A 16,417-nucleotide genomic window follows, 5' to 3' on the forward strand; every position below is an offset into this window, starting at 1 on the left:
TTGATAACGGTTTGTTTTTTAGGCCGATTCCGCGTGTCGCGCGGAGCCGGCGCGCTCCCGGAACAGCTTCTCCTCCCAGGCCAGTGCGTGGCTCGCGATGGTCTCGAGATCATCGTAGCGCGGCGTCCAGTCGAGCAGCGAGCGGATCCGGGTCGTGTCGGCCACCATGGTCATGATGTCGCCAGGCCGGCGCGCGGCGTGGGCGACCGCGAAATTGCGCATCGAGACCCGGCGCACCGCCTCGATCGTCTCGAGCACGGAATAGCCGCGGCCATAACCGCAATTCATCGTCACCGATTGCCCGCCGGCGCGGAGATAGGACAGCGCCGAGCGATGCGCCTCGACGAGGTCGCTGACATGGATGAAGTCTCGGATACAGCTGCCGTCCTGGGTCGGATAGTCGGTGCCGAACACATCGATCTTGGCGCGCTGGCCGGTCGCGGCCTCGACCGCGATCTTGAGCAGATGGGTGGCGCCGATGGTGGCAAGGCCGACGCGGCCCTTCGGGTCGGCGCCGGCGACGTTGAAGTAGCGCAGCACGACGTAGCTCATGCCATGAGCGGACGCGACGTCGTGCAGCATGATCTCGGTCATCAGCTTCGATGAGCCGTAGGGCGACAGCGGACGCGTCGGTGCGATCTCCGGCACCGGCACCTGGTCCGGGTTGCCGTAGACGGCCGCGGTCGAGGAGAAGATGAAGCGGCTGACTCCGCCCTTCACCGCCGCGTTGAGCAGGCTGCGGGTCGTCATGGTGTTGTTGCGGTAGTAGCCGAGTGGATCGCGCATCGAGTCCGGCACCACGACGGAGCCCGCGAAATGGATGATGCTGTCGATGCCGTGCTGGGCGATCACGCCCTCGACGAGATTCTCGTCGCCGGCATCGCCGATGAACAGCGGCACGCCTTCGGGTAGGAACGCGGAGAAGCCGGTGGAAAGGTTGTCGACCACGACGACGCTCTCGCCGGCATCGACCAGCGCATGAACCATGTGACTTCCGATATAGCCGGCGCCGCCGGTCACGAGCACGGTCATGGATAGAGCTCTCCCGATATTCTTTAACCGGTGATGCTAGCGGGAGTGCGGTGAAGAGGGGGTTTCGCCGCGGCCGAACTGGCCACTATGCTTAATGTTGCGTATAGGAACTGGCACGAAACGGAGACTTGAGTGCCGATCGAGAACACACCTGCCGGCGAGCTCGAGCTCATCGTGCCCAATCTGCACCGACGCTATTCGGGTGTCACCGCGACCAACCGCATGGTCGCGCCGAAGCTCGCCAAAATGCTTCGCGCAGCCTGGCTCGGCTCGCATCGGCCCGACGGCATCGACGCGATCGGATTCGCCGATCTCCTGCGGCTGTGGCGGCGCGCATCGCCGCTGATCTGGCACGCGCGGCGCAACGACGAGATGATCGTCGGGCTCGCGCTGCGGGCGCTCGGCTGGCCGCTGAAGCTGATCTTCACCTCGGCTGCGCAGCGCCATCACACCTGGCTGACGCGCTGGCTGATCCGCAACATGGATGCGATCATCGCCACCAGTCCGCTGTCGGCCTTCTATCTGAAGCGCGACGCGACGGTGGTGATGCACGGCGTCGACACCGATCGCTATGCGCCGCCCGTCGATCGCGCGGCAGCCTTCGCCGAGAGCGGATTGCCGGGGCGCTATGCGATCGGCTGCTTCGGGCGGGTGCGCGCGCAGAAGGGCAGCGACGTCTTCGTCGAGGCGATGTGCAGGCTGCTGCCGCGCTATCCCGATTTCACCGCCGTCATTGTCGGCGCCGTGGTGCCGGAGCAACTCGCCTTTGCCAACGAGCTGAAGCGGAAGATCGAGGCCGCCGGGCTGCAATCGCGCATCATCATCACGGGCGAACTGCCGATCGAGGACGTCATGCGCTGGTATCAGCGGCTGACGATCTACGCCTTCACCTCGCGCAATGAAGGTTTCGGCCTGACCCTGATCGAGGCGATGTCGGCAGGCGCGGCGCTGGTGGCCGCGCGCGCGGGCGCGGCCGAGTTCGTCGTCGAGGACGGCGTCACCGGGGTGCTGACGCCGCCCGGCGACGCCGACGCGCTGGTGGCCGCGCTGGAGCCCTTGATGCGCGATCCGGCATCGGCCGCGGCGATGGGGGCGCGGGCGCGGCAACGAGTTGTGGATAAGTTCAGCCTCGATGCCGAGGCGAACGCGATCGCCAAGGTCTACCGCGCGCTGACCTGAGCCAGCACGCGCTGCGCAATCTCCACGACCTCTTCGGGTGCGATGTCGCGCATGCAGCGATGGTCGTTCATGGTGCAGACGGTGCGCTGGCACGGCTGGCACGACAGCTTGCTCCTGGTCTGCAGCACCGTCGCGGCGAGGCCGTTGAGGGGCGCCCAGAGATAGGGATCGGTCGGGCCGAAGATGCCCATGGTCGGCGTGCCGATTGCGGCGGCGATGTGCATCAGGCCGGAGTCGTTGGTCACAGCGACGCTGGCCGCGGCCATCGCAACGATGCCGTTGCGCAGATCGCTGCCGGTGAGGTCGCGGACCCGCGCGCCGCCGACGGCCGCGATCTCCTGTGCCAGCGCCTTCTCGCCGGGGCCGCCGACCACCCAGACGTCGAAGCCGCGTTCGGCGAACAGGCGCGCGGCCTCCGGATAATAGGTCCAGCGTTTCGAGGCGCCGACCGAGCCGGGGCCGAGCGCGATGGCGGGACCGCGGCCGAGGCCGTTAGCCTGCCGCCAGCGTTCGATTTCGTCCGCGGGAACCCGAAGCTGCGGCACCGGCCATTCCGGCGGGCGGGCGGCGCCGTCGGGCAGCGCCAGGATCGCGTTCTTGTCGATGAAGCGCGGCTGCTGCTTTTCCCCCCATCGCATCGCGTTGATGAGGCCGAACCGCACCTCGCCAAAGAAGCCGACCCGTTCCGGGATGCCCGCCAGCGCCGGCGCGAGAGCGGCCTTCCAGGTCCGCGGCAGCACCAGTGCGGTGGCGTAGTTCCGTCGGCGAAGCTCGGCCGCGAGGGCCTGCTGCTGGGCCAGCGCCAGCCGGCTGCGCGGCAGGTCAGACACGATTCCGGCGCGAACATCGGGCATATAATCGACCAAAGGGGCGCAAAGCCTGGACGTCAGAAGGTCGATCGGCCGGTTCGGCCAACGCTTGCGGAGCACCCTGACCACGGTGTGGCCGCGCACGAAATCGCCGATCCAAACATAGGGCACCACGAGGATCGGTCTGGTATCCCCGGCATCCTGTGTTTCGATATCAGATATTGAATCAATATTCATTTCTAAATAGGCCAAGGCCGATCGGGCGCGGCCAAGTCGGTAACCGGTTCGCGATGAGAGGTAAAGCCGTCGTTGCCTGCGACGCGGGAGTGGGGCAAAGCTGACGGCTGCAAAGGAATCTGGCGGGATTTCATCATGTTTCTGGTAACCGGGGGCGCCGGTTTTATCGGATCGAACGTCGTGGCCGCGTTGAACGACGCCGGGCGCAGCGACGTCGCGGTCTGCGATCTGCTTGGGCAGGACGGCAAGTGGCGGAACCTGGCCAAGCGCCAGCTTGCCGATGTCGTTCCGCCGGCCGAGCTCGGCGACTGGCTGAAAGGGCGGCGGCTCACCGCCGTGATCCATCTCGGCGCCATTTCCGAGACTACGGCAATCGACGGCGACCTGGTGATCGAGACCAATTTCCGTCTCTCGATGCGGCTGCTCGACTGGTGCACGGCGAATGCCACGCCGTTCATCTATGCCTCCTCGGCCGCGACCTATGGCGACGGCGAACAGGGGTTTGACGACGACGCGTCGGTCGAGGCGCTGAAGCGGTTGCGGCCGATGAACCTGTACGGCTGGAGCAAGAACCTGTTCGACCTTGCGGTCGCCGAGCGCGCGGCGAAGGGCGCGCCTCTGCCGCCGCAATGGGCCGGGCTGAAATTCTTCAACGTGTTCGGCCCCAATGAATATCACAAGGGCCCGATGATGAGCGTGCTGGCGCGCCGCTTCGACGACATCAAGGCGGGCCGCGTCGTGCAGCTGTTCAAGTCGCATCGCGAGGGCATCGCCGACGGGGATCAGCGCCGCGACTTCATCTATGTCGACGATGTCGTGCGGGTGATGATGTGGCTGATCGCGACGCCGCGGGTCTCCGGGCTGTTCAATGTCGGTACCGGCAAGGCGCGCAGCTTCAAGGACCTGATCGTCTCGGCCTATGGCGCGCTCGGGCTGCAGCCGAACATCCAGTATGTCGACATGCCCGAGCAGATTCGCGGCAGTTACCAGTACTTCACCCAGAGCGTCGTCGATCGTCTCGGGGGCGCGGGATACAATGGCGGTTTCACCCGCCTGGAAGACGCAGTCGGGGCCTACGTGAAAGGCTTTCTCGATCGCGCGGATCGCTATCGCTAGAGCGGATGACGGTGACTGATGTTCGATTTTGAAGCGATCTCGCGTGCCATGTCCGGCCAGACCGTGCTCTGCGTCGGCGATCTCATGCTCGACGAGTTCGTTTATGGCGAGGTGTCGCGAATCTCGCCGGAGGCGCCGGCGCCGGTGATCGCGGTCAGGCGCAGCGAGACCAATATCGGCGGCGCCGGCAACGTCGCGCGCAACATCGCCGCGCTTGGCGGGCGCTGCATCTTCGTCGGCCTGATCGGCGAGGACGCCGCCGGCGCGGTGCTGGCCGAGGCGCTGGCGAAGGAGCCAGCTATCGAGACCGTGCTGGTGCGCGACGCCACGCGTCCGACCACGCGCAAGGTGCGCTTCGTCTCCGAGCAATTCTCGACCCACATGCTGCGCTCCGACTGGGAGTTCGCCGCGCCGGCCGCGCCGGCCATCGAGCAGCAGCTGATCGACGCGATCCTGCCGCGGCTTGCGCAAGCCGACATCGTGCTGCTGTCGGATTACGCCAAGGGCGTGCTCACCGCGCGGGTGATCCGCAATGTGATCGACGCGGCGCGCCAGGCGCAAAAGCGCGTCATCGTCGACCCCAAGAGCGCCAATCTCGCGATCTATCGCGGCGCGACCGTGCTGACGCCGAACCGCAAGGAATTCGCCGAGGCGACCCGCAGCCGCGCCGACAGTCAGGACAGCATCGCGCAGGCCGCGCCCGATGCGATGTATCTCGCGGATTGCGAGGCGATGCTGGTGACGCAGGGCGAGCGCGGCATGACGCTGGTGACGCGGGGCGGCGGTTCGATCCATGTGCCGGCGCTGCCGGTCAAGGTGCGCGACGTCTCCGGCGCCGGCGATACCGTTGCCGCGGCGCTGGCGCTGGCGCTGGCGGGCGGCGCCGACTGGGAGGGCGCGCTGCGGATCGCGAGCGCAGCGGCGGCGGTTGCGGTCGGCAAGACCGGTACCGCGATCGTCAAGTCCGCCGAATTGCGCCGAAGGATCCTGCCGCACGCTTCGCTGGCGGCCGAGGAGAAGATCGTCCCGGCCGGCGGCGACATCGATGCATGCCTCGAGGAGTGGCGCAGGCAGGATCTGCGCATCGGCTTCACCAATGGCTGCTTCGACATCCTGCACCCCGGCCACGTCAAGGTGCTGACCGCCGCGCGCGGCGCCTGTGATCGCCTCGTCGTCGGGCTGAACAGCGACGCCTCGGTGAAGCGGCTGAAGGGCGAGGGGCGTCCGGTGCAGGACGAGCGCGCCCGCGCCGAGGTGCTGGCGGCGCTGGAAGCCGTCGACCTCGTCGCGATCTTCGAGGAGGACACGCCGATCAATCTGATCACGCAGGTGCGGCCGAGCGTGCTGGTCAAGGGCGGCGACTATACCCGCGAGCAGGTGGTCGGCCATGAGATCGTCGAAGCCGCCGGCGGCGAGGTGGTGCTGGTCGAGATCCTGCTCGGCCACAGCACGACGTCGCTGGTTGCGCGGGCCCGTGAGGGCAAGGCGTGAGCGCAAGCATGGCATCCCCGGCAGGCGCCACGGCGTGTCCGGCCTGGCGCGATCCGGCGCGCTGGCAGACCGCGACCGATGTGATCGCGGTCCTGATCGCGCTGTCGCTGCCGTGGTCGACCTCGCTGGTCGGCATCTTCGGCGTGGTGCTGCTGATCGCGATTGCGCCGACGGTCGATCTGAAGGCGTTCTGGGCGCTGCTGAAGCGGCCGATCTGCCTGGCGCCAGTCGCGTTGTTTTGCCTCGCGCTTGTCGGCACGCTCTGGTCGGACGCGGCCTGGGGCGCGCGATTCTACGCGGTCGGGCCGACCGCAAAGCTCCTGGTGCTGCCGGTCCTGCTCTATCATTTTCAGCGCTCGGCCCGCGGGACCTGGGTGTTCGTCGCTTTCCTGGTCTCCTGCACGCTGTTGATGCTGATGTCCTGGCTGGTGCTTGCCTATCCGCACCTCGCGCTGAGGGCGCCTGCGCCGGGTGAGCAGGGAGTTTTCGTCAAGAACTACATCGACCAGAGCCAGGAATTCACCTTGTGCGCGGTCGCGCTGGCCTATCCGGTCGTGATGCTGCTGCGGGCCAAACGCATCCTGCCGGCCATGTTGCTGATTGCGATTGCGCTCAGCCTGTTCGCCAACATGGCGATGGTGGTGGTGTCGCGGACTGCATTGGTGACGGTTCCGATTATGTTCGCGGTGTTTGCGCTGCTCCATCTGCGCTGGCGCAGCATCGTCCTGATCCTTTGCGCGGCCGCTGCGTTAGCCGTGGTGGCGTGGTATGGCTCGCCGCAATTGCGCTCGACGGCGGAGTCGTTCGAGCGCGACTACAAGCTCTACATGCAGCGCAACGAGCCGACCTCGCTCGGCTTGCGGCTCGAATTCTGGCGCAAGTCGCTCGGCTTCTTTGCCGAGGCTCCGATCATCGGCCATGGCACCGGCGCGACGCGGGGCCTGTTCGAGCGCGTCGCGAAGGGCGGTGCGACCCAGGCTTCCGGCGAAGTGATCGGAAACCCCCACAATCAAACGTTGAACGTCGCCGTGCAGTGGGGCATTGTGGGTGTGGCGATCCTGTATGCGATGTGGCTGCTGCACCTCTTGCTGTTCCGCGGCGACGGCCTCGTCAACTGGATCGGGCTTCTCGTCGTGGTACAGAATATTTCTAGTTCGTTGTTTAATTCACACATCTTCGACTTTCACGAAGGCTGGATGTATGTACTGGGCGTCGGGGTCGCGGGCGGCATGGCGTTGAAGGGGCAATTGCGGGCCGATATGGAACCCGAACCTTCTGCTCATCCATGATCGCTGGCAAGGGCGCTGCAGATACGCTATCAGCCTGCCAAATGTCTCACCGCAAACTCCCAGTTGCCGGCAACCCGTCCGTTAGATGACGCGTCTTTCACAATTTACCCTGCGCAACTTCCTGATTTTGCTGCATGACGCGCTCGCGACGACGTTTGCGTTGCTGGCGAGCTTCTATCTGCGTTTTGAGGGCAGCCTCCTTACCGATCGACTGCCGCATCTGCTGCTGATTCTGCCCTGGTTCGTGCTGTTCAGCATTTTCGTCAGCTATTTCTCCAATCTGACCACGGCGAAATGGCGCTTCACCTCGCTGCCGGACGCGGTGAATATCCTGCGGGTCGCATCCGTGCTGACGCTGGCACTGGTCGTGCTGGACTACGTCTACTTCTTCACCGGAACGAATTCGCAAAGCCCGGTGTTCCTCGGCCGGGTCACGATCATCCTGTTCTTCTTCCTCGAGGTGTTCGCGCTGAGCGCGTTGCGCCTCGGCTACCGTTATTTCCGTTATTCGCGCACGCGGCTGCATGCCCGATCCGACAACGCCGCGCCGGCGCTGCTGGTCGGACGTACGGCCGATGCCGAAGTCGTGCTGCGCGGCATCGAGAATGGTGCCATCAAGCGGCTCTGGCCGGTCGGTGTGCTCTCGCCGTCGGACGCGGACCGCGGCCAGATGATCCGCAACATTCCCGTGGTCGGCGGCGTCGACGACATCGAGGCCGTGATTCGGGATTTCGAGACCCGCCAGCGGCCGATCAAGCGCGTGGTCATGACACCGTCGGCCTTCGAACCCGAAGCGCATCCGGAAAGCGTGCTGATGCGCGCAAGGCGGCTCGGCGTGATGGTCAGTCGCCTGCCGTCGCTGGAGGGCGGCGACGCGCCGCGACTGACCAATGTCGCCGTCGAGGACCTGCTGCTGCGCCCGAGCCAGAAGATCGACTACGCGCGGCTCGAGACGCTGGTGAAAGGCAAGTCCGTCATCGTCACCGGCGGCGGCGGCTCGATCGGTGCCGAAATCTGCGAACGGGTCGCGACCTTCGGCGCCGCGCGCCTCCTGGTCGTGGAGAATTCCGAGCCGGCGCTCTATGCGGTCACCGAGGCGCTGTCCGCGCGCGACTCCGGCCCCGAGATCGAGGGCCGGATCGCCGATATCCGGGATCGCGAGCGCATCACGCGGTTGATGAGCGAGTTCAAGCCCGACATCGTGTTCCATGCCGCGGCGCTCAAGCATGTGCCGATCCTGGAGCGCGACTGGAGCGAAGGGGTCAAGACCAACATCTTCGGGTCGGTGAACGTGGCCGACGCCGCGCATGCCGCGGGCGCGAGCGCGATGGTGATGATCTCGACCGACAAGGCGATCGAGCCGGTGTCGATGCTGGGCCTGACTAAGCGGTTCGCCGAGATGTATTGCCAGGCGCTGGACCATGACCTGATGACCGAGGCAAAGGGCAAGCCGCACATGCGGCTGATCTCGGTGCGGTTCGGCAATGTGCTGGCGTCCAACGGATCGGTGGTGCCGAAATTCAAGGCGCAGATCGAGGCCGGCGGACCGATCACGGTAACCCATCCGGACATGGTTCGCTACTTCATGACGATCCGCGAGGCCTGCGATCTCGTGATCACCGCGGCGACGCACGCCGTGACGCCGGCGCGGCCTGACGTCTCGGTCTATGTGCTGAACATGGGGCAACCGGTGAAGATCGTCGATCTCGCCGAGCGGATGATCCGTCTGTCGGGCCTGCAACCCGGCGTCGACGTCGAGATCGTATTTAGCGGCATCCGCCCCGGCGAGCGGCTGAACGAGATCCTGTTCGCAAGCCAGGAGCCGACGCTCGAGATCGGGGTCGCCGGCGTCATGGCGGCCAAGCCGAACCAGCCTCCGATGTCGACGCTGCGCAAGTGGCTCGCGGCGCTGGAGGATGCGATCGAGAGAGATGACCGTGTGACCATCCGCGCCGTCCTTCAGGACGCCGTGCCCGAGTTCGGATCGAATGCCGCCTGACCGCGCCGTTCTGCGGACGCCGAGACAGGACCGTTTCGAAAGCCATTGATGCGTAGTTCTCGAAAAGTCGTGGTCGTCAGCCAGCACTATCCGCCGGACCACAGCACGACCGCCGCGATCATGTCTGCGATCGCCGAACGGATCGCGCAGGAGTCGGAGGTGATGGTGGTCTCCGGGATGCCGGGCTCGGCGCGGGCGCCGGCGCCCGGGCGTCCCGCCGTCGTCGAGATCAGGAACTGGCTGCCGGGAAAGGCGGCGCTGATCAAGCGCGCGCTGGCCGAGGCGCTGTTCACCGGCCGGATCTTTTTTGCGCTGTTGTCGCGCCTGAAGCGGGGCGACGTGGCGCTGACGGTGACCGCTCCCTTCGCGCTGCCCTATGCGGTTGCCGCCGCGGCAAGGTTGAAGGGGGCCAAGTCGGCGCTGATCCTGCACGACCTGTTTCCCGATGTGCTCGTGATGGCCGGGCTGCTGCGGCCGTCCTCGCTGGTCGCGCGGGCGATGCGCGCGATCAACGCGCTGATGTTCCGGGCCCTGAACGCTGTCATCGTGATCGGCCGCGACGCCGAGAAGCTGCTGCTGCGCTATGGCGGAATGACACAGGACAAGATCAGGTTCATCCCGAACTGGGCCACGCTCGCGCCCGGCAACCGTCCCGTGAGCCCCGACAATCCGTTTCGCAAGGCCATCGCCGCGCGCTTCGTCGTCGGGCTGTCCGGCAATCTCGGCTTCACCCACGATCCGGACATCGTGTTCGAGGCCGCGCGGCTGTTGCGTGACGAAGGCGAGATCCATTTTCTGCTCTCGGGGTGGGGCATCGGCTTCGCGCGGCTCAAGGAGCTGCGGGCCACCGCGCGGCTTGCCAACGTCACGCTGGTCGACCGCGTCGCGGACAGCGAGCTGGATGCGCTGCTCTCCAGCGCAGACGTCTGGCTCATTCCCTATCGCAAGGATGTCGCCGGCGTGTCGGTGCCGAGCCGGTTCTACAATCTGCTCGCTGCCGGCCGGCCCGTCATTCTCGTCTCCGAGCCAGAGGCCGAGGCTGCGCTCACCGTCAGCGAAAACCGGCTCGGCTGGGTCGTCACGCCGGGAAGGCCCGATCAACTCGCCGAAGCCATCCGCCTGGCGTCGCGATCGCGGGACGCCGCGATGGCCGAGCGCGCCGTCGCGACCGCGCGGAACTTCAGTCCCGAGCGGGCGCTCGCGAGCTACGCTGCGCTGGTCCGGGAGCTGCTATCCAATCGCGATGTGGAGCGGACGGTATGAATAATGGTCACCGGACGGTTCTGGTCACGGGCGCCAGCGGCTTTGTCGGCCGCCATGTGGTGCCCGCGCTGGCGCGCGGCGGCTGGGTGGTGCGACGCGCGGTGCGAACTCCACCGCGCGATGCAAACGACGTGATGATCGGCTCGCTCAGTCCCGCCACCGATTGGCGCGCCGCGCTCGACGGGGTGGAGGCGATTGTGCATCTTGCGGCCCGCGTTCATCAGCAGTCCGACGAACGCGCGATAGAGCTCTATCGCAACGTCAATATCGAGGGCACGCTGCATTTGGCGCGGTCCGCGGTCGCTGCGGGCATTCGCGATTTCATTTTCGTCAGCACGATCCTGGTGCATGGGCGCAGCAATTACGGGCGTCCTCCGTTTCGCGAGGACGATGTCCTGACGCCGCGCGGCCTCTACGGAAACTCGAAGGCGGCCGCCGAGGTCGGCTTGAAGGAAATTGTGCCGGGCAGCGGCATGAGGGTGACCGTCATCAGGCCGCCGCTAATCTACGGGGCCGGTGCGAAGGGAAATTTCGCCCTGCTCAAGCGCGCGGTGCTCAATGGCTTGCCGCTACCGCTCGCTTATGTGAAGAATCGCCGCGCGTTCCTGTCGGCGGAAAACCTCGCGTCGTTCATCTTGCACCGGTTGTCGCACCCGGGAGATGATTTCGACGTGTTCCTGGTGGCTGACCGCGAGCAGGTTTCGACGCGGGAATTCGTCGAGCGCCTGGCCCGGGCGGCGGACACCTCGCCGCGCCTGTTCTGGCTGCCGGCGCCGTTGTTGAAGATGGCGCTCGGGATCAGCGGCCGCAAGGAAGCCTATGACAGCCTGTTCGCCTCGCTCGAGCTTGATCTTTCCAAGATCGCGGGCACCGGATGGCAGCAGCCGATCAGCCTCGACGAGGGGCTGCGGCGCGCGCTGCGTCAAACGAACAGCTGAGGCGATCAGAGCGGTCGCGAGAACCGCCGCAGCTGCCACGCGACGGCGAGCGCGCCGGTCAGCAGCAGCGCGATGTCTGCGGTGCGCGAATTGAGGGCGACCGATGCGAATGCGAGCAGCGCCAGCACCGCGTTAAGCGCAAATACCTCGCCGACGACGTGCCACACCGAGAATCCGTTGTCGGTCGCGCGCTGGTAGAAGTGCGAGCGATGCGCGGCCCAGAATGGCTCGCGCCGCGCCATGCGGCGAAACAGCGTGACCGTCGCATCCGTCAAATAGTACAGTGGCAGCAGCAGCGCGGCGGCGAACTGCCTGTGCAGGGCGAGCTCGAGCAGGCACCAGCCGAGCAGCAGGCCGATCGGCAGGCTGCCGACATCGCCGAGGAATATCCTTGCGACCGGTCGGTTGAACGGCGCGAAGCCGAGCAGCGCGCCGCACAGCGCCGCCGCGACCAGCGCGGGAGCTGCGGGGAGATAGCCGAAGCTGCCGAGCAGGGCGATCGCCACGGTGATCGGCACGGCCTCGGCCGCGGTCATCAGGTCGAGCCCGTCCATGAAGTTGACGAGGTTCACGAACCAAAGGCCGGCGATCAGCAGCAGGCCGCGTTCGAGCCAGACCGGGCCGGCCGGAACCAGCCTGAGACCATCAGGCGCGGAAAACACCACGGCCGCAACGGCGGCGGCCTGCAGCAGCAGCCGCGGGACGACGGGCAGCGAGCGGATGTCGTCGGCAAAACCCACCACCGCGATGAACAGGCAGGCCGCGAAGACGATGAAGGGAATCGTCAGGTTCTGCGATCCGGCCAGGACGATGACGATTCCGCCCGCCAGCAGCGTCGCCGCCGTGACCGCGATGCCGGCACCCTGCGGCGTTGGAACACGGTGCGACGAGCGCGCATTCGGCTTCGCCAGCGCCACACGCAGCAGCAGCGGCCGCGTCGCCTGGATCAGGACAGCCGAGATCGACGCAGCCAGAACCGCCGCGATCAATGACAGGAGGATTTCGAAAGCGCTCATTCTGGTCCGGCTATTGCGATCCCGGGACTCGCGATTGCGATCCCGGGACTTCGATCGGTTCTGTGCCCTTGGCGGCCTTTTCCGGGCTCAGGATCCAGACCAGGCCGCCAAACACGCCAACCACGAACGATACCGCGCCGAATAACAGCGAGATGTTGACGCCTTCATTGGCGATCAATCCGGCGTAGCCGAAGGCCAGCGCCATCGTGGCCTCGCGTACGCCCCAGCCTGCGATCGAGATCGGCATCATCGTGATCAGCATCACCGGCGGCAACAATTGGAATATCTGGCCGAAGGTGACGGGCGCGGTGATCGATTTCACCACGCACCAGGCGATCACGACGGTCACGACGTGAATGGCGATCGAGAGAATTGCGACCCTCAATCCGCGCTTGCGGCTGAACAACACCCGGTTCGCGATGACCGCGCAGGCGTGGATGTGATGCGTCGCCCACCATTGCTTCAGCCAGACCCAAGGCAACACGCCGATCAGCAGGAAGCCAAATCCGGCCGCGAGTGCGGCGAGGTCGAGAAGCAGCAACGCCATCCAGCCGTGGGAATCGGAAATCAGCCGATAGCTCCAGGGCAGGGTGGCGGCGATGACGACGGCGAGGGCGATCAGCCCGATCGCGCGGTCGACGAAAATCGAATAGGTGGCTGCGCGCCAGCCCGCACCGGCGTGCGCGACGAGCCAAAGCCGGACCGCGTCGCCGCCGATCGAGGACGGCAGTGTCTGGTTGAAGAAGGTGCCGATCACGTTGAAGCGCATGGCCTGGCCTGCCTCCAGCGGGGCTCCGCACTCCACGCTGATCTCCCGCCAGCGCAACACCCCGAGGAAGATCTGCAGGAACGTGACCGCGATCGCGAGGCCGAGCCAGCCGAGGCTCTCGACCTGGATACGGGAGGCAAGGTCGTACAGATTGACCTTGCGCAGCGAGAAATAGAGCAGCGCTGCCGAGATCAGGATCTTGACGGTCGAAAGCAGGATTCGGCGCATTTCCGTTCGGCTGCCAGGTTTCAGAATGTGTCAAAAACAGCGCAAAACGCTTTCGCGCGCCCAAATTCGCCGCCTTGGTATGGTTTCCGCGCCGATCTGGCAATACCCGTACTGGTCCCTATTGCGGCAGGCGCGAAGGGGTGGCTAAAGAGGCCGGAACGGGGGACGGCCGGCCACTCACCGGGGGTTTACGTTACCGGTAAAATCCGACCAGACGCGCGGGGGGCGCGTGCTACTGCTTGGATAGTGCTTCCGAGGCGACAGGGCCGCCGGCCGCGACAGCCCGGGCCGATTTGGTGTGTCGTCCGCAGGCGGATACGACAGGACTTGCACGACAGGATTTGAGGCATCGATGGATCGACGAATTATTCCCCTGATCATGTGCGGCGGCGCAGGCACGCGATTGTGGCCGGCGTCACGCGAGGTGCATCCGAAACAGTTCCTGTCGCTGTTCGGGGCCCGCTCGACCTTCCAGGAGACGCTGCTGCGAGTCTCCGACGCCGGCCTGTTCGAGCGTCCGATCGTGATCACCAACGAGGCCTATCGCTTCATGGTGCTGGAGCAGCTGGCCGAGATCGGCCGCGAGGCCGACGTGCTGCTGGAGCCGATGCGCCGCGACTCGGGGCCGGCGATTGCGGCCGGTGCGGCGTTCGCGCAGAGCCGCGACAGCGAAGCGATCGTGCTGGCGCTGGCCGCCGACCATCTTGTGCGGGACACCGCGGCCTTCGTCGCCGCGTGCCGCGGCGGGTTGGTGGCTGCGGACGCCGGCCGCATCGTGACGTTCGGCGTCAAGCCGGAGCGGCCGGCCACCGAATACGGCTACATCAACCCGGGTGAGGTGGTCGCCGGCGAGGTGCGCGCGGTGGCGAAATTCGTCGAGAAGCCGGATGCCGCGACGGCGGCGGGCTATATCGATGCGGGTTATCTCTGGAACAGCGGCAACTTCATGTTCCGCGCCGGCGTGCTGCTCGACGAGTACCGCAATGTCGATGCGGACAGCGTGGCCTCGGTGGAGCAGTCGGTTGCGTCGGCGGCGCGCGATCTCGGCTTCGTCAAGCTCGATGCGCAGGCCTTCGGCGCGGCAAAGGCGATCTCGATCGATTACGCGGTCATGGAGAAGACATCGCGTGCCGCGGTGGTGCCGGTGGCGTGCGGCTGGTCCGACATCGGCTCGTGGCGCCAAGTCTGGGAGCTGTCGGACAAGGACAGCCTCGGCAACGCTGCGCGCGGCACTGCGGTGTTCGAGGACTCCCGCAATTGTAACGTCTCGACCGACCGGGCGCTGGTTGCGCTCGAAGGCGTCGACGATCTCGTCGTGGTCGCGACCCAGGACGCCGTGCTGGTGTCACGCCAGAAGGACGCCAACGGGCTGAAGCGGCTGGTCGCGAAATTGAAAGTGGCGGCGCCGGAGGTGACCGAGAATCACATCAAGGTGCATCGCCCCTGGGGCTCCTATCAGTCGGTCGACAATGGCGATCGCCACCAGGTCAAGCGTATCGTCGTCAAGCCGGGCGGACGGCTGTCCCTGCAGAAGCACCATCACCGCTCCGAGCACTGGATCGTGGTGCGCGGCACCGCGCAGGTCACCGTCAACGAGCTGATCAAGACGGTGCACGAGAACGAATCGATCTACATCCCGATCGGCGCGGTGCACCGGCTGGAGAACCCGGGCAAGATCCAGCTCGAGCTGATCGAGGTGCAGACCGGCAGCTATCTCGGCGAGGACGACATCATCCGCATCGAGGATGACTATCGGCGCACCTGAGGCGAACGGGCCCCGCGCTCAAGATCGAGTCGCGGGCGATGTAACTCTTTGAATCAAAACGTGTCCGGATTTCGCCGTTGGCATTCGCCACATTTGTGACGCCGTGCTATAGCGGCTGCCAACGAAGCGGGTCGTGATTTGCGCCAAAGGCGCGGATCGGGCAGAGGGGCCTTGGTGCTGATTCCCTCGGAGCCGGGATGGCTCCCTGAGAAGCCGGGACAACCGCCAGAACGTTACTTGGGGTCTACGATATGAATGCAAAAGTGTCCGCAGCCGGCGCGAAGGCCGATATTGGCCGCGCATTGCGCGTCGGCGTGATCGGCGCCGGCGTGATGGGCAGCAACCATGCCCGCGTGCTGGCCGGACTGCCCGGGGTGCTGTTGATCGGCATCGTCGATCCGCTGCCGGAACATCGCACCCGCGCCATCGACCTGGTCGGCTGCCGCGCCTTCGAAAGCCTCGATCAGCTGTTCGCCGAGGGCATCGATGCGGTGACGATCGCAGCTCCCACCCATCTGCATCACGAGATCGCGCTCGCCTGCATCGCGCGCAACATTCACATCCTGGTCGAGAAGCCGGTCGCGTCCACGGTCGAAGAGGGCCGCGAGATCGTTGCGGCCGCCGAGCGGGCCGGCGTCACGCTGATGGTCGGCCATGTCGAGCGTTTCAATCCGGCGGTCGCCGCGATCAAGAAGGCGATCTCGGGCGAGGACATCCTGTCGATTGGCATCACCCGGGTCGGCCCGTTCCCGCCGCGAATGTCCAATGTCGGCGTCGTGATCGATCTTGCCGTGCACGACATCGACCTGATCCGCTGGTTCACCGAGTCCGATATCGTCGAGGTGCAGCCGCAGCTCTCGAGCGCCGTCGCCGAGCGCGAGGACATCGCGCTGCTGCAGTTCCGCACCGCTTCCGGCGTGCTCGCCCACATCAACACCAACTGGCTGACGCCGTTCAAGGCGCGCAACGTGACGGTCGCAACCCGCGGCAAGTATGTGATGGGCGATCTGCTCACGCGTCAGGTCACCGAATGTTTCGGCTTCAAGCCGGACGGCAGCTATTCGATGCGTCACCTGCCGGTCGGGCATGACGAGCCGCTGCGCGCCGAACTGATCGCCTTCCTCGACGCCGTACGCGGCGGCAAGCTGCCGGCGGTGTCCGGCGACGAGGGCGTGGCGAGCCTCGAGATCGCGATCCGCTGCCTGGAATCGCCCGCGCGGCCCGCCGCCTCGACGATGCGCAAGGGGCCGCGCCGCATCGCCAGCTAATTGCAACCTGAAAACACG

General features: G+C 66.1%; 13 protein-coding genes. 9 read left to right on the forward strand and 4 right to left on the reverse strand.

Translation table 11 applies throughout. The features are described 5' to 3' along the window. Positions 1 to 18 precede the first annotated feature (18 nt). Positions 19 to 1,032: a UDP-glucose 4-epimerase GalE gene (galE, locus tag ACVIYL_RS25970; protein ID WP_253607825.1), complete on the reverse strand. Its 1,014-nt coding sequence runs from the start codon at positions 1,030 to 1,032 to the stop codon at positions 19 to 21. A gap of 138 nt (positions 1,033 to 1,170) precedes the next feature. On the opposite strand from galE, the gene ACVIYL_RS25975 reads away from it, so the two are divergent. Continuing rightward, positions 1,171 to 2,211, forward strand: coding sequence for a glycosyltransferase family 4 protein (locus tag ACVIYL_RS25975; protein WP_253609951.1), 1,041 nt, complete (start codon positions 1,171 to 1,173; stop codon positions 2,209 to 2,211). Here the strand turns inward: ACVIYL_RS25975 and waaF are convergent. Then, positions 2,193 to 3,257 (reverse strand): lipopolysaccharide heptosyltransferase II, encoded by a 1,065-nt coding sequence (waaF, locus tag ACVIYL_RS25980; protein ID WP_253607826.1) that lies wholly within the window; start codon positions 3,255 to 3,257, stop codon positions 2,193 to 2,195. The two genes, ACVIYL_RS25975 and waaF, sit on opposite strands and share 19 nt — an antisense overlap. A gap of 135 nt (positions 3,258 to 3,392) precedes the next feature. Here waaF and rfaD point away from each other — a divergent pair, with 135 nt between their 5' ends. From rfaD to ACVIYL_RS26010, 6 genes are all read left to right on the forward strand, one after another. Continuing rightward, positions 3,393 to 4,373: an ADP-glyceromanno-heptose 6-epimerase gene (gene rfaD / locus ACVIYL_RS25985; RefSeq protein WP_456780194.1), complete on the forward strand. Its 981-nt coding sequence runs from the start codon at positions 3,393 to 3,395 to the stop codon at positions 4,371 to 4,373. Between the two features lie 18 nt (positions 4,374 to 4,391). Beyond that, positions 4,392 to 5,864, forward strand: coding sequence for a D-glycero-beta-D-manno-heptose-7-phosphate kinase (gene rfaE1, locus ACVIYL_RS25990; protein WP_456780195.1), 1,473 nt, complete (start codon positions 4,392 to 4,394; stop codon positions 5,862 to 5,864). A gap of 8 nt (positions 5,865 to 5,872) precedes the next feature. Beyond that, complete coding sequence (locus tag ACVIYL_RS25995; protein WP_456780196.1) at positions 5,873 to 7,153, forward strand: O-antigen ligase family protein; 1,281 nt, start codon at positions 5,873 to 5,875, stop codon at positions 7,151 to 7,153. Between the two features lie 85 nt (positions 7,154 to 7,238). Continuing rightward, a complete protein-coding gene (locus ACVIYL_RS26000) occupies positions 7,239 to 9,152 on the forward strand; it encodes an SDR family NAD(P)-dependent oxidoreductase (protein ID WP_456780197.1) in 1,914 nt (637 codons plus the stop codon). Positions 9,153 to 9,200: 48 nt separating this feature from the next. After that, on the forward strand, positions 9,201 to 10,415 hold the full coding sequence (locus tag ACVIYL_RS26005; RefSeq protein WP_253607830.1) for a glycosyltransferase family 4 protein: 1,215 nt from the start codon (positions 9,201 to 9,203) through the stop codon (positions 10,413 to 10,415). Then, positions 10,412 to 11,353, forward strand: a complete 942-nt coding sequence (locus ACVIYL_RS26010; RefSeq protein WP_456780198.1) for an NAD-dependent epimerase/dehydratase family protein — start codon at positions 10,412 to 10,414, stop codon at positions 11,351 to 11,353. Before ACVIYL_RS26005 ends, ACVIYL_RS26010 begins: the two co-directional genes overlap by 4 nt. A gap of 5 nt (positions 11,354 to 11,358) precedes the next feature. Here ACVIYL_RS26010 and ACVIYL_RS26015 read toward each other — a convergent pair whose 3' ends face one another. Then, on the reverse strand, positions 11,359 to 12,369 hold the full coding sequence (locus ACVIYL_RS26015; RefSeq protein ID WP_456780199.1) for an MraY family glycosyltransferase: 1,011 nt from the start codon (positions 12,367 to 12,369) through the stop codon (positions 11,359 to 11,361). A gap of 10 nt (positions 12,370 to 12,379) precedes the next feature. Next, the gene (locus ACVIYL_RS26020) at positions 12,380 to 13,366 is read right to left on the reverse strand and encodes a lysylphosphatidylglycerol synthase transmembrane domain-containing protein (protein ID WP_456780200.1); all 987 of its coding nucleotides are present in this window, start codon (positions 13,364 to 13,366) and stop codon (positions 12,380 to 12,382) included. Positions 13,367 to 13,718: 352 nt separating this feature from the next. On the opposite strand from ACVIYL_RS26020, the gene ACVIYL_RS26025 reads away from it, so the two are divergent. Together ACVIYL_RS26025 and ACVIYL_RS26030 are read left to right on the forward strand one after the other, a co-directional pair. Then, positions 13,719 to 15,131, forward strand: coding sequence for a mannose-1-phosphate guanylyltransferase/mannose-6-phosphate isomerase (locus ACVIYL_RS26025; RefSeq protein WP_057016706.1), 1,413 nt, complete (start codon positions 13,719 to 13,721; stop codon positions 15,129 to 15,131). 251 nt (positions 15,132 to 15,382) lie between these two features. Next, positions 15,383 to 16,399: a Gfo/Idh/MocA family protein gene (locus tag ACVIYL_RS26030; protein WP_229159034.1), complete on the forward strand. Its 1,017-nt coding sequence runs from the start codon at positions 15,383 to 15,385 to the stop codon at positions 16,397 to 16,399. The last annotated feature ends 18 nt before the right edge of the window (positions 16,400 to 16,417 follow it).

It is taken from the genome of Bradyrhizobium sp. USDA 3315, from assembly GCF_054056795.1.